The organism is Streptomyces sp. NPDC057271, from assembly GCF_042668715.1.
Taxonomy (GTDB): domain Bacteria; phylum Actinomycetota; class Actinomycetes; order Streptomycetales; family Streptomycetaceae; genus Streptomyces.
Window position 1 is genome coordinate 1 of sequence record NZ_JBHUYJ010000104.1, and the last position, 13,578, is coordinate 13,578.

At 71.5% G+C, this 13,578-nt stretch carries 11 protein-coding genes and 2 pseudogenes; 7 read left to right on the forward strand and 6 right to left on the reverse strand.

Annotation, left to right across the window (positions count from 1 at the left end):
- Positions 1-220: 220 nt before the first annotated feature.
- On the forward strand, positions 221-1,108 hold the full coding sequence (locus ACFUJR_RS32170; RefSeq protein ID WP_383168691.1) for a Bax inhibitor-1/YccA family protein: 888 nt from the start codon (positions 221-223) through the stop codon (positions 1,106-1,108).
- Between the two features lie 212 nt (positions 1,109-1,320).
- Here the strand turns inward: ACFUJR_RS32170 and ACFUJR_RS32175 are convergent, their stop codons facing one another.
- Both ACFUJR_RS32175 and ACFUJR_RS32180 read right to left on the reverse strand, forming a co-directional pair.
- A complete protein-coding gene (locus ACFUJR_RS32175) occupies positions 1,321-1,884 on the reverse strand; it encodes a TetR/AcrR family transcriptional regulator (protein WP_383168694.1) in 564 nt (187 codons plus the stop codon).
- A gap of 109 nt (positions 1,885-1,993) precedes the next feature.
- Positions 1,994-2,224 carry a DUF4287 domain-containing protein gene (locus ACFUJR_RS32180; protein ID WP_352188531.1) on the reverse strand — a complete coding sequence of 77 codons (231 nt, stop codon included), beginning with the start codon at positions 2,222-2,224 and terminating at the stop codon, positions 1,994-1,996.
- Positions 2,225-2,324: 100 nt separating this feature from the next.
- Here ACFUJR_RS32180 and ACFUJR_RS32185 point away from each other — a divergent pair, with 100 nt between their 5' ends.
- Positions 2,325-2,666, forward strand: coding sequence for a hypothetical protein (locus ACFUJR_RS32185; protein WP_383168698.1), 342 nt, complete (start codon positions 2,325-2,327; stop codon positions 2,664-2,666).
- A gap of 27 nt (positions 2,667-2,693) precedes the next feature.
- Here the strand turns inward: ACFUJR_RS32185 and ACFUJR_RS32190 are convergent, their stop codons facing one another.
- The 3 genes from ACFUJR_RS32190 to ACFUJR_RS32200 all read right to left on the reverse strand — a co-directional run bounded on the left by ACFUJR_RS32190 (position 2,694) and on the right by ACFUJR_RS32200 (position 6,785).
- Entirely contained in the window at positions 2,694-3,548 is an 855-nt protein-coding gene (locus tag ACFUJR_RS32190; protein ID WP_383168700.1) for a hypothetical protein, read from the reverse strand.
- Positions 3,549-3,946: 398 nt separating this feature from the next.
- A complete protein-coding gene (locus tag ACFUJR_RS32195) occupies positions 3,947-5,167 on the reverse strand; it encodes an acetyl-CoA C-acetyltransferase (protein ID WP_383168703.1) in 1,221 nt (406 codons plus the stop codon).
- 592 nt (positions 5,168-5,759) lie between these two features.
- Entirely contained in the window at positions 5,760-6,785 is a 1,026-nt protein-coding gene (locus tag ACFUJR_RS32200; RefSeq protein WP_383168705.1) for an SGNH/GDSL hydrolase family protein, read from the reverse strand.
- Between the two features lie 104 nt (positions 6,786-6,889).
- On the opposite strand from ACFUJR_RS32200, the gene ACFUJR_RS32205 reads away from it, so the two are divergent.
- The 4 genes from ACFUJR_RS32205 to ACFUJR_RS32220 all read left to right on the forward strand — a co-directional run bounded on the left by ACFUJR_RS32205 (position 6,890) and on the right by ACFUJR_RS32220 (position 11,614).
- Positions 6,890-8,290, forward strand: a complete 1,401-nt coding sequence (locus ACFUJR_RS32205; RefSeq protein ID WP_383168708.1) for a cystathionine beta-synthase — start codon at positions 6,890-6,892, stop codon at positions 8,288-8,290.
- Between the two features lie 413 nt (positions 8,291-8,703).
- On the forward strand, positions 8,704-10,977 hold the full coding sequence (locus tag ACFUJR_RS32210) for a Tn3 family transposase (protein WP_383168711.1): 2,274 nt from the start codon (positions 8,704-8,706) through the stop codon (positions 10,975-10,977).
- Positions 10,978-10,982: 5 nt separating this feature from the next.
- Positions 10,983-11,285 (forward strand): putative phosphothreonine lyase domain-containg protein, encoded by a 303-nt coding sequence (locus ACFUJR_RS32215; protein WP_383168713.1) that lies wholly within the window; start codon positions 10,983-10,985, stop codon positions 11,283-11,285.
- Entirely contained in the window at positions 11,231-11,614 is a 384-nt protein-coding gene (locus ACFUJR_RS32220) for a hypothetical protein (RefSeq protein WP_383168716.1), read from the forward strand. The genes ACFUJR_RS32215 and ACFUJR_RS32220 overlap by 55 nt, the downstream gene beginning before the upstream one ends.
- Positions 11,615-11,833: 219 nt before the next feature.
- On the opposite strand, the pseudogene ACFUJR_RS32225 reads toward ACFUJR_RS32220, so the two are convergent.
- Positions 11,834-12,814 (reverse strand): annotated as a pseudogene (locus ACFUJR_RS32225) (GlxA family transcriptional regulator); the annotation flags it as partial.
- Between the two features lie 357 nt (positions 12,815-13,171).
- On the opposite strand from ACFUJR_RS32225, the pseudogene ACFUJR_RS32230 reads away from it, so the two are divergent.
- Positions 13,172-13,578 (forward strand): annotated as a pseudogene (locus ACFUJR_RS32230) (hypothetical protein); the annotation flags it as partial.

Consider the following 13,578-nt stretch of genomic DNA (forward strand, 5'->3'; position numbering starts at 1 on the left):
ACGAGGATGCGCGGGGAGAAACGCCCAGCTCGCGACGTTATCCCAGGTCAGAGGCCCGTTCGGAACAGGTTCGAGTCCGGTTCCGGGCACAGCTCACCGCCGTCGATCCCGGCGCCTCCCTAACGATCTCGGAAAGATCCTCCCCGAGCACTAGGGAGTTTCTTTTGCTTCCCTATTACTCTTGACGCAAGGCCGCGCAGTGCGGCCATGGAGGAGTGAGATGAGGAGCAGTAACCCGGTCTTCTCGCGACGGGGGTTCAGCCGCGACAACGGCCACGCCGGCTTCACACCGCCGCCGCAGCCGCAGGCCGGGGGCCCCGCCGTCGGGACCAACCCGTACGCCCAAGGCGCGACGAACCCGTACGCGACGAACCCGTACGCCCAGGACACGCAGCTCGGCGCCCCGGAGCAGGCCCCCGGCAACGTGATGACGATCGACGACGTCGTGAGCCGTACGGCCATGACGCTCGGCACGGTCGTCGTCTTCGCCGCCCTGTCGTGGATCGTCATGCCGGTCGACCCGGAGAACCTCGGCAAGTCCTACGGGGTCGCCATCGGCGCCGCCCTGGTGGCCTTCGTCCTGGCGATGATCCAGTCGTTCAAGCGCAAGCCCTCGCCTGCGCTGATCCTTTCCTACGCGGCATTCGAGGGATTCTTCCTCGGCGTCATCTCCGCCACGGTCTCGACCTACATCTCGCCCGGTGTGGTCGCGCAGGCGGTGCTCGGCACGATGGCGGTCTTCGCCGGTGTGCTGATCGCGTACAAGATGCGCTGGATCCGCGTCACGCGCCGCTTCTACGGCTTCGTGATGGCGGCCGCGATCGGCTTCATCCTGCTGATGGCGGTCAACGCGCTCTTCTCGCTCTTCGACGGCGCCGGTGACGGCCTGGGCTTCCGCAGCGGCGGCCTCGGCATCCTCTTCGGTGTCATCGGCATCATCCTCGGTGCCTGCTTCCTCGCCCTGGACTTCAAGCAGGTCGAGGACGGCCTGACCTACGGCGCCCCGCGCGAGGAGTCCTGGCTGGCGGCCTTCGGCCTCACCCTGACCCTGGTGTGGATCTACCTGGAGATGCTGCGTCTGCTGTCGATCCTGCAGGGCGACGACTGACGCACGACCCGTGCGCACACGCGAGTGTGACGAAGGGCCCGCCCGGCTTCCGGGCGGGCCCTTCCGCGTTCCGTGTGCCACGTCACAGCGGGCGCGGCGCGGGGCGGGGCGGTGCTCGGGGCGCGGAGGGCGGGGCGGACGGCGGGGCTGAGGGCGCTGGGGCCGGGGCGGACGGCGGGGGCCGGGGGCGGTCAGCCGGGGGCCGGGTGCGGTCAGCCCTTGAGCGCCGCGTTCAGGAGGACCTGGGCCGCGTCCTTCGCCTGTGCGGCCGGCTCGGGCGAACGGTCGATGCCCGCGACGACCATGGCGCCGTTGGCGAGCAGCGCCAGCTGGTCGGCCAGCTCCCCGGGCGCCCCGAGGGCGGCGGTCTGCTCGGCGAAGTACCCCCGCAGGGCCTGCTTGTGTCCGCGGGCGATGGCGGCGACGTCCGCTGAGATGCCACCCATCTCGCCGAAGGTGTTGATGAAGGCACAGCCCCGGAAGCCGGGGTCGGCGAACCGCTCGCCGAGGTGGTCGAAGACCGCCAGGACGCGCTCGTACGGGGTGGTGGCATGCGCGGCTCCGTGAGCGGCGATGGCCTCGCGCACGGCGCCGTCACGGCGGTTCAGGACGGCCCACACCAGATGGTCCTTGGACGGGAAGAGCTGGTAGAGGCGCTTGAGCGAGACGCCCGACGCGGAACGGATGGCGTCCATGCCGACCGCCTGCACCCCGCGCTCGTCGAACAGCTCCTCGGCGGCCTCCAGCAGCCGCTCCTCGGCGGTCTCGGCGTCCATGGTCTGCATGGTCCGATCACCCCTCGCGTGGGAGAACCATCGTTCTCCCACTCTACCGAGGGTGAGGGGCCCACGCCGGGCCCCTCACCGGACGCCGGTGCGGTCGACGTCAGAGCAGTCGACGGGCCGCCCGTCGAAGGTCGTACTCATGGATGATCGCCTTCGCGTGGCCGTACGCGAGGTCGTGCTCGCCCCGGAGCCAGCTGACCTTCTCCTCGAAGCGGACGAGGGAGGGGCCTTCCTCGACGGTGCGAAGCCAGTCGGAGATCTCACGACCGGTGCAGTGCGGGATACGGGCGAGCAGGTTGCGGTGGGTCTCTTCGGAGAATGCGTGGGACATCGGCGCCTCCGGACGCGTGTTGCCGTGTGCTCCTTCCCGACACCGTGCCCGAGCGTCGGCGCGTTGGCAACAGTGCGTGGAGGGCGCGTAGGGTCGCGGAGTGCTCGATACGACTGAACTGACCGCCGCCGTCGAACGGTTCGCCGACCGGTTGCGGGCCGCCCCGCAGAGCCGGCTCCAGCGCGGTGCAGCCGCCGAAGGGCTCGCGCTGGCCCGGCGGTTGGCGCTCTGGGCGCAGCGGATCGAGGAGCCCGAGGCGGTCGGGGACGGGGAGGGCCGGATCATGCCGGACGCGGGCGTCTTCGCCGTCGCCGACCAACTGCTCGTCGCGGGAACCGATCTGGCGGAGGCTCTGCGAACGGCCCCGGCCGGCTCCCGGGAAGGGGAACTGGGCGAGGCCGTGAGGCTGGTGCGGGACGCGGCGGCGCGCTCGGGGCTGTAGACCCGGCGGCACGGCCGCCGGGCCGGGTCAGAGCGAGGCGATCACGCGGTCGGCGAGGATGTAGACGTTCTCGTCGTCCGCCTCCCCGAAGGAGAACGTCAGGGCGTACGCGCCCGAGACGCCGGAGCCGCCGAGCAGGACCGGCGTACGGCCGGCGCGCAGGGCCTCGGCGAGGCGCTCCGCGGTCTCCCGGTGGCCGGGGGTCATGCAGAGCGTGGTGCCGTCGGCGAAGACGTACACGTCGAGCGTGCCGAGCGGGCCGGGGCGTACGTCGGTCAGCGCGACGCGCGTGTCGGCCAGCTCCTCAAGGCGCGACACGGTGCGCTCGTGGTCGGTGACGACGGGCGTCTGGACCGGGACGAAGTCCGGGTGCGAGGGGTGGCGACGGCGGGCCGCGGCGAGCTCGGGGGAGTCCTCCGCGTACTCGGTCAGCTCCGGGAACTCCTCCAGGACGCTGTCGACGCCCGGGCCGTCCAGCGCGGCGGCCTCGGCCTCCATCGCCTCCAGGGCCATGGCCTCCAGACCCGCGAAGTCCGCCTGGCGCGGCACGTAGAAGGGGCCGCCGTCCTCGGCGGGGCCGCCGAGGCCGCCCAGCAGGGAGGGCGCGTCGGCCGCGTCACGGGCCTCCTGGGCCGCCCAGAAGGCACGCGCCTCGGCGAGCTCGCGCTCGCGCTCCTCGGCGAGCGCCTCGGCGACCGCGGCGCGTATCTCCGAGGCGGGCGTCTCCCGGGCGTGCGGGACGGACACCCCACGCGCGGCGGCGAGTTCGCCACGCAGGGCGACGACCTGCTTACGGAGACCGTGGGCAGCGTGCAGGGCGGCGGCGCCCACGGCCGTGGCGGCGGCCGTGGTCACCAGCAGGGCAAAGGACATGGCGCTCACTGACGTACTCCCGATTCCGAGTCGATCCCCCGACTTCCTACATCAGCTTGTCCCGGGAGTGCGCGTCCTGTCAGTGCATTACGTCACGAAATGGACAGGTATTTAGGCCGGGTGTTTAGTCCCGAAACTGCTGTGACCTGCGGAAACAGCTCTCCCCCGGGACATAGGTCACATCCTGGGGGAGATTCGGTCACGGCCGGGACGCGGAGCGGTTGAATCCCGTGTCGGACGGCCATGGGAGCGCCGCCGCCCGCCCGCGGCCGCTACGGCTCAGCTCAGCCGCTCGCTTCTTCGCTCGCGCTTCGCTTCGACTCCGCTGCGGGCTGGGGGCGCCCCCGGCCGAAGGCTGGGGGAGTGCCGCCTTCGTCCCTCAGGCGACCCCTACCCTCCGCTACGGCTCAGCTCAGCCGCTCGATGACCATGGCCATGCCCTGGCCGCCGCCGACGCACATGGTCTCCAGGCCGAACTGCTTGTCGTGGAACTGCAGGCTGTTGATCAGCGTGCCGGTGATGCGGGCGCCGGTCATGCCGAAGGGGTGGCCGACGGCGATGGCGCCGCCGTTGACGTTCACCTTGTCCAGATCCAGACCCAGGTCCTGGTAGGACGGGATCACCTGGGCGGCGAAGGCCTCGTTGATCTCGGCCAGGTCGATGTCGTCGATCGTCAGACCGGCGCGCTTGAGGGCCTGCTTGGAGGCCTCGACCGGGCCGAGGCCCATGATCTCGGGGGAGAGGCCCGAGACGCCGGTCGAGACGATGCGGGCGAGCGGGGTCAGGCCGAGCTCGCGGGCCTTCGTGTCCGACATGATCACGAGCGCGGCGGCGCCGTCGTTGAGCGGGCAGCAGTTGCCGGCGGTGACCAGGCCGTCGGGGCGGAAGACGGGCTTGAGGCCCTGCACGCCCTCCAGCGTGACACCCGCGCGCGGGCCGTCGTCCGTGGAGACGACCGTGCCGTCCGGGGTCGTGACCGGGGTGATCTCGCGCTCCCAGAAGCCGTTCTTGATGGCCTGCTCGGCGAGGTTCTGGGACCGTACGCCGAACTCGTCCATCTCCTGGCGGCTGATGCCCTTCCAGCGCGCCAGGTTCTCGGCGGTCTGGCCCATGGCGATGTACGCGTCGGGGACGAGGCCGTCCTCGCGCGGGTCGTGCCAGCTGGAGCCCTCGGAGGCGGCGACGGCGGCCGTGCGGGCCTCGGCGTCGGCGAAGAGGGGGTTGTGCGTGTCGGGCAGGGAGTCCGAGTTGCCCTTCGTGAAGCTGGAGACCATCTCGACGCCGGCCGAGATGAAGACGTCGCCCTCGCCCGCCTTGATGGCGTGCAGCGCCATGCGCGAGGTCTGGAGCGAGGAGGAGCAGTAGCGGGTGATCGTGCAGCCGGGGAGGTGGTCCATCCCCATCTGGACGGCGACGATCCGGCCCAGGTTGTTGCCCTGCTCGCCACCGGGGAGGCCGCAGCCGAGCATCAGGTCGTCGATGTCGCGCGGGTCGAGCTCGGGGACCTTGGCGAGGGCGGCCTGGATGATCGTGGCGGTGAGGTCGTCGGGCCGCAGGTCCTTCAGGGAGCCCTTGAAGGCCCGGCCGATCGGGGAGCGGGCGGTCGAGACGATGACGGCTTCGGGCATCACGGCTCCAGGAGGATGCGGGTGGACGGACTGAAAGGGAAGTTACCTGCACGTACGGCACGGGTCACCGCTCGGGCGGTGTGACGCGGACCTCTTTTCTAAGCGATCGCTCAGCTCCCTGATGGTCATCTCCCCCGCCCCACCCCTCCCCGAAACCCCAGGGAGCGCGTCGTCAGCCGGCAGGGGCCGTTCCCTCGCCCCCGCCGAGGGCGGCCCCGGCCCGCCGAGAGCCCGTCCCTGCCAGGAGGCGGCCCCGGCCCGCCGAGAGTGTTCCTGCCCCCACCGTGGTACCCGGTACGCCCCACGGCGGGACCCGGTAGGCCCCACCGTGGGACCCGGTACGCCCCACGGCGGGACCCGGTAGGCCCCACGGGGGGACGGGGTACGCCCCACGGCGGGACCCGGTAGGCCCCACGGGGGGACGGGGTACGCCCCACGGCGGGACCCGGTAGGCCCCACCGTGGGACCCGGTACGCCCCACGGCGGGACCCGGTAGGCCCCACGGGGGGGCAGGGCTCGCGCCCGGCGGCCCGGGTAGGTAGGTAGCCCCCGGCGGCCGGGCGCACCCCCTCCCGGGCGGCCGGTCCGGGGCTCAGGGGCGGGGGGCCTCCTCCGGGGATGTGGCGGGATCCGGCGCCGGGGCCGTCTCCGCGAGGCGCCGGCGGCGGCGGTGCTTGAGCAGGGCCCATGGCGCCCGCGCCCCCGTGACCTCCGTACCGGCCTCCTTCGCCGCCTCCGCCGCCGCCTTCGCCACCGGCAGCATGTCCTCGTGACGGTCCGGCTCCAGACGGTCGGTTTCCGGCCACACGCCGAGCACCGCGCACACCGTCGGCAACACGGCCATCGCCGCCGTCGCGTACCCCTCGGCCGACGGGTGGTAGTTGTCCGCCCCGAACATCTCCCGCGGGTTCGCCGCGAACTCCGGGCCCAGCAGATCGCCCAGCGACACCGTCCGGCCGCCCTGCTCCACCACCACGATCGTCTGCGCCGCCGCCAGCTGCCGCGACACCCGGCGTGCCAGCCACCGCAGCGGCTGGTAGACCGGCTCGATCGTCCCCAGGTCCGGGCAGGTCCCCACGACCACCTCCGCCCCCGCGGTCCGCAGCCGCCGCACCGCGGCCGCGAGCTGCCGCACCGACTCCGTCGCCGGCATCCGGTGCGTGACGTCGTTCGCACCGATCATGATCACGCCCACGTCCGGCGGCCCCGAGGGGGAGGACAGCAAGAGCGACACCTGACGTTCCAGATCGTCCGAGCGGGCCCCCGGCAGGGCCACGTTCCGCAGCACCACCGGCCGCTCGGCCACCGCCGCCAGGCCCGAGGCCAGCAGCGCCCCCGGGGTCTGCCCCGCGCGGCGCACTCCCTGACCCGCCGCCGTCGAATCACCCAGAAGGGCCAGCCGAAGAGGGGCCGAACCGGGATCCGAGGCCGCGAACGAGTGCCCGTACAGTCCGTCCGCCCCCGGCGGCAGGGGTGCCACCCCGCCCCCCACGTTCCGCTTCGCCAGCTGCACCTCGGCCAGGAGCACACCCACGGCCGCCGCACCGAGCAGCCCGATGCTCCCGCCTCCGTACGCCGCGCCCGCCGCGATCCGCCGTGCCACCCTCGCCCTCGACATGGGGGCAGTCACCTCCTTCAAGCCGTTCAGGATGTAACTGCCCCGTAACCTGCTCCGACTACGCATACGCTGGACGCACCATTACGGAGACCCCGGAGATTACGGTGCAATTCCACGACTCGATGATCAGCCTCGTCGGCAACACCCCGCTGGTGAAGCTCAACAACGTCTCGGCGGGAATCCAGGCGACCGTCCTGGCCAAGGTCGAGTACTTCAACCCCGGCGGCTCGGTCAAGGACCGCATCGCCCTGCGCATGATCGAAGCGGCCGAGGAGAGCGGGGCGCTCAAGCCCGGCGGCACCATCGTCGAGCCCACATCCGGGAACACCGGTGTCGGCCTTGCGATCGTGGCCCAGCAGAAGGGCTACAAGTGCATCTTCGTCTGCCCCGACAAGGTGTCCACGGACAAGATCAACGTGCTTCGGGCGTACGGCGCCGAGGTCGTCGTCTGCCCCACCGCCGTCGACCCCGAGCACCCCGACTCGTACTACAACGTGTCCGACCGCCTCGTCCGTGAGACCCCGGGCGCCTGGAAGCCGGACCAGTACTCCAACCCGAACAACCCTCGCTCCCACTACGAGACCACCGGCCCGGAGCTGTGGGAGCAGACGGAGGGGAAGATCACCCACTTCGTCGCAGGCGTCGGTACCGGCGGCACCATCTCCGGCACCGGCAACTACCTCAAGGAGGTCTCCGGCGGCTCGGTGAAGGTGATCGGCGCCGACCCCGAGGGCTCCGTCTACTCCGGCGGCTCCGGCCGGCCGTACCTGGTCGAGGGCGTCGGCGAGGACTTCTGGCCCACCGCCTACGACCGGAACGTCGCCGACGCGATCGTCCCGGTGTCCGACAAGGACTCCTTCCAGATGACCCGCCGCCTCGCCAAGGAGGAGGGCCTGCTCGTCGGCGGCTCCTGCGGCATGGCGGTCGTGGCCGCGCTCGAGGTCGCCAAGGACCTCGGCCCGGACGACGTGGTGGTCGTGCTGCTGCCGGACTCCGGCCGCGGTTACCTGTCGAAGATCTTCAACGACGAGTGGATGGCCGACTACGGCTTCCTGGAGGACACCTCCTCCGCCACGGTCGCCGACGTGCTGCGGCACAAGGAGGGTGTGATGCCCTCTCTCGTCCACATGCACCCGGAGGAGACGGTCGGTCAGGCCATCGAGGTGCTGAGGGAGTACGGCGTCTCCCAGATGCCGATCGTGAAGCCGGGCGCCGGTCACCCGGACGTCATGGCGGCGGAGGTCGTCGGCTCGGTCGTCGAACGCGAGCTCCTGGACGCGCTCTTCACCAAGCGTGCGTCCCTGGAGGACCCGCTGGAGCGCCACATGAGCGCGCCGCTGCCGCAGGTCGGCTCGGGTGAGCCGGTCGCCGACCTGATGTCCGTGCTCGGCGAGTCGGCGGACGCGGCGATCGTGCTGGTCGAGGGCAAGCCGACGGGTGTGGTGAGCCGTCAGGACCTGCTGGCGTTCCTGGCGAACGGCGGGGCGAAGGGCGTCGCGAAGTAGCGCGAAGCGTGGTCGAGCGGGCGTTCGCGCAATCGGTACGAGCGTGACACGTACGCGCAGCACGCGCTTAACACGCGTCCGGCACATTGTTCGTTGTCGGCGTCGAGGACTACGGAGCGGCTCCCGGACCTCCTGACGACGCCTTCCGGACGCGAGACCGGCCCTGACCCGGGCCCGTGTCCCCCGCGGGGACCGCCGTCGTCCCGCCCCCCAGTGATGGGGGTGCGGCGGTCCCCGCGCAACAACCTCCGTGGGACGTAACCGAGTTCGGCCTTGGGGAACAGTGGTACAGCGGTTATCGGTGAGATTGATCTTGGTCGTCTAGCGCAGTGATCGGGTGCCGCGCTTGGGTTCGCGGAAGATCGTCGATCATGGTCGTAGAGCGGCTACCGTCCGCCGCGTGCCGGTGGAATTTGCAGCAGGCTGAGGCGTACGGGAAGTTCGCCGAGGAGCCCACGCGTCCGGAGCTGGAGCGGTTCTTCTTCCTGGACGATGTCGACCGTGATCTGATCGCACTGCGGCGTACGAAGCACCACCAACTCGGGTTCGCCCTCCAGATGTGCACGGTCCGCTACATCGGGCTGTTCCTGGAGGACCCCCTCGCCGTGCCGTGGTCGGTGGTCGAGCACCTGGCCGCGCAGCTTGGCATCGAGGACCCGTCGTGCGTGAAGCGGTACGCCGAGCGGCGCCAGACGCTGTATGACCACGCGTGGGAGATCCGGGACGCCTACGGCTATCACCCGTACGTAGACCCCGAGTGGGGCCGGAGGTTCCGCACGTTCCTGCACGGCCGGGCGTGGACGCACGCCGAGGGGCCGGTGGCGCTGTTCAACCAGGCGGTGGGCTGGCTGCGCCGGAACCGGGTGCTGCTGCCGGCGCTCGCGCGGCGGCGGGTGAAGGACAAGCCGTTGCTGCCGCGCGAGGTCGACGACAAGCTCGTGCCGGCCGCGTGGCGCAAGGCGGTGTACGCCAACCCGTCGCTGCCGCAGGGGGCAGTGGACCGGGACGCGTACGTGGTCTGCGTGCTGGAGCAGCTGCACCGCGCCCTTCAGCGCCGGGACGTGTTCGCCTCCCCGTCGCACCGCTGGTCCGACCCGCGCGCCCGGCTGCTGGACGGCAAGGAGTGGGACGCCGTGTGCGAGGACGTCCTGGCCGGGCTGAGCCTGGACATGCCCGTCGAGGAGCACCTGGCGGCGCTGGTGAGCGCGCTGGACGCGGCGTGGAAGCTGATGGCCGAGCGGCTGGAGGAGGCCGGGAAGGACGCGAAGGTCTCCATCGAGGTCCAGCCGAACGGGCGGGCGAAGCTGAACGTGGACGCGCTCGGCGCGCTGGGCGAGTCCAAGAGCCTGCGCTGGCTGCGCAAGACCGTCGAGAAGATGCTCCCGAAGATCGACCTGCCGGACCTGCTGTTCGAGGTCCACTCCTGGACCGAGTTCCTGGACGCCTTCGTGCACCTGGGCGACGGCACCACCCGCATGAAGGACCTGCACACCTCGCTGGTCGCGCTGCTGGTGTCGGAGGCGTGCAACATCGGCCTGACCCCGGTGACCAACCCGGGCGTCGAGGCCCTGACCCGCTCCCGGCTGGTCCACGTCGACCAGTACTACCTGCGCGCCGACACCATCGCCGCGGCGAACGCCGCGCTGATCGCCGCCCAGGCCGAGGTGCCGATCGTCCGCTACTGGGGCGACGGACTGCTCGCCTCCGTCGACGGCCTCCGCTTCGTCGTCCCCGTCCGTACGATCAACGCCGCCCCGTCGCCGAAGTACTTCGGGTTCAAGCGGGGCATCACCTGGCTCAACGCGGTCGACGACCAGGTCGCGGGCATCGGGCAGATGGTCGCCCCGGGCACCCCGCGCGACTCCCTGCACATCTCGGACGCGCTGCTGAACCTGGACGGCGGGGTGAAGCCGGAGATGGTGGCGACCGACAACGCCTCGGACTCCGACATGGTGTTCGGCCTGTTCAAGATCCTCGGCTACAACTTCAGCCCCAGGTTCCGTGACCTTGACGACCAGCGGTTCTGGCGGGCGACGATGCCCGGCGTCGAGACGGGGACGTACGGGCCGCTGGAGGACATCGCCCGCAACCGCGTGAACCTGAACAAGGTGATCACGCACTGGCCGGACATGCTGCGGGTGGCCGGCTCCCTGGTCACCAACCAGGTCCGCGCGTACGACCTGCTGCGGATGTTCGGCCGCGAGGGCCACCCCACCCCGCTGGGGCAGGCGTTCGCCGAGTACGGGCGCATCGCCAAGACCCTGCACCTGCTCGCTGTGGTCGACCCGGTCGACGACACCTACCGCCGGCAGATGAACCGGCAGCTCACCGTGCAGGAGTCCCGCCACAAGCTCGCCCGGGACGTGTGCCACGGCAAGCGCGGCACCATCCACCAGGCGTACCGGGACGGCATGGAGGACCAGCTCGGCTCCCTCGGTCTGGTCCTCAACGCCGTCGTGCTCTGGACGACCCGCTACATCGACGCCGCGGTCGCCCAGCTGCGGGCCGAGGGCCACGAGATCCGCGACGAGGACATCGCCCGGCTGTCGCCGCTGAAGCACAAGAACCTCAACGTGCTGGGCCGTTACAGCTTCACCGCCTCCGTCCCGGCCGGCGGCTTGCGCCCGCTGCGCGACCCGGACGCCCCCGGGCTGGACGACGACGAGGACGACGGAGCAGAGGACTGAACGCCATGCCCTCGCCAACCGGTGACGGGCCCGTGAGCCGGGCCGGGCTGCCGCCCCCGAAGGGCCTGGGGTGGACCGACCGTGTCCGCGCGCCCGAACGGCTCGACGAGGGCCTGGACGAGTTCGGCAACCGGGTCACCGGCAAGTGGATGCCCAAGGGCATCGACCAGGAGCTGTGGGCGCGGATCCGCGGCGCCACGATCGAGGGCTACCTCGGCACCGAGTCCAAGGTGCTCAAGGACTTCACCCGCGCGTGCGTCTACACCCGCGACTACCGGGCGACCTCGACGATCTGCGGCGCGTCCTGACCGTGCTGCGCGAGCTCGGCGTCCGTGGCTGGATCGACTACAAGCGGGACTGCGACACCGCGCGGGGCCTGTACGGGCGCGGGGCCCTGTACTGGCACTCGCCGTCGGGGACCGTGGCCATCGACGTGCCGCCGTGGCCGGTCGCCCGGGAGATGGACCGCGAGACCGCCGCCGAGCACGCACCCGTCACGGCCGTCGAGGCCGGTACGGACAACCCGCGCCGTACGGGCCGCTGCCCGAAGTGCCGGGTGGCGCCCGAGGGCTGTCGAAACGCGCCCCTGGGCGGTGTCCACCCCGAACGGCTCAAGCTACCGCAGGCTGTGTCATGAATCAGGTGTGGGCTTCCCCGAAGGAGTCACCTGATGAGCAGGACCGTTGATCACTCGATCGAGGCGGCGGCTGGTGGGGCGTGGCTGGGCGTGTGTGGGCTGCGTGGGCTGCGTGGGTATGGAGTGGGTAGGGCCGATGATGTGGTCGTGGTCGTGGTCGTGGTCATGGCTGGGGCCGGGGGTGGGGGCGGCGGAGGGTCCGGTTGTGCAGCGGGTTTCCGGGCCGAAGCGCTGCCGGTAGACCGAGGGGGTGAGTCCCGTCTCACGGCGTAGCAGGGTGCGGAGGTTGGCCGGGGTGCCGAGTCCGCTGTGGCGGGCGACGGCTTCGACGCGGGTCTCTCCGCGTTCGAGGAGGCGGCGGGCGAGGGTGACGCGTTGTGTGGTCAGCCATGCGAGGGGTGTGGTGCCCAGTTGGGTGCGGAAGCGGCGGTGCAGGGTGGTGGTGCTCACGGCCGCCTCGGCTGCGAGGTCCGCGACGGTGAGGGGGGTGTCGAGCCGCTCCTGGGCCCAGGCCAGCAGGGGGGCGAGGGATTCGTCGGGCAGGTCGGGCAGGGGGCGTTCGATGAACTGCTTCTGCCCGCCGTCGCGGTGGGCGGGGAAGACGAGTCGGCGGCTGATGGTGTTGGCGGTCTCCGCGCCGTGGTCGCGGCGGATGATGTACAGGCCGAGGTCGAGTGCGGCGGCGCTGCCCGCGGAGGTGAGGATGCTGCCGTCGTCGACGAAGAGGACGTCGGGTTCAACGCGGACGGCGGGGTAGCGGGAGCGCAGGAGGTCCGCGCACTGCCAGTGCGTGGTGGCCCGGCGGCCGTCGAGCACGCCGGCCTCGGCCAGGGCGAACGCGCCGGTGCAGAAGGAGACCAGCCGGGCACCCCGCCGGTGGGCGCGGCGTACGGCGTCCAGGAGAGCGGGGTGACGGGGACGGTCGACGTCCGGCCTGCTGGGGACGACCAGGGTGTCGGCGGCGTCCGCGGCTTCGAGGCCGGCTGTTTCGGTGAGGGTGAAGAAGCGGCCGCGCGTGAGGGTGCGGTCGTCCGGGGTGCAGAGCGTGAGGTCGTAGAGGTCGCGGCCGAGTTCGGGCCGGGGCAGGCCGAAGAGTTCGGTGGCGCAGCCCAGTTCGAACGGGTTGGTGTTCTCGTCCACGAGGACCGCCACTCGGTGCGGGCGGAGCCCCGCGAGGTCGTGGAAGGATTCTTGCGACATCCGCCATTTCTACCACTCACACCTCCTCTCGACGGCGGCGGAGGATGGGCGCTCGGTGAGCGGCGGGGGCCTTCCCCGCACGCCTGCGGGTGTGTGGCCTGCCAGCTGTACGACATCGGCTCCAGCGAGAGGAATATGTGCATGTATCAGGTTCGGGGCGCTTCCGCAGCGACAAGGATCGCGACGGGTCTGCCTGCGGCCGCAGCGCGGAGAAGGGCCGCCATGCCACCAGGTCGACGATGGCGTGTGCGGCTGACCGCGCTCCTGCTCACCCTGCCGGGTGCGGTCGTGACGCCGCTGCTCACCGCGCAGCCGGCGGCCGCGGCAACGGCGACGGAGACCGGCGGCACCGTATGTATGCGGTCGGCGACGGACAGCGTCTTCCGCTGGAGCGGAGCCACCTCCTGGACCCCTGTCGGAGAATCGGGGGCGGCGGATCGGATTTATGGCGGTGGGGCGGGGCTGCTCAGGGTCGCCCCTGACGGCAGCGGGGTGTACCGCTACCAGGGTGCCGGGCAGGACTGGGAGCGCATCGGCACCGCCGGCCCGGGCTCGCAGTGGGTCGTCACCGACGACGCCATCTACGGCCGGTCACCCGACGGTGTCTACCGCTGGAACACAGGCACCTCCTGGACCCAGATCAGCGGACGCGGAACAGCCGAACAGATCTATGGCGGTGGGGCGGGGCTGCTCAGGGTCGCCCCTGACGGCAGCGGGGTGTACCGCTACCAGGGTGCCGGGCAGGACTGGGAGCGCATCGGCAC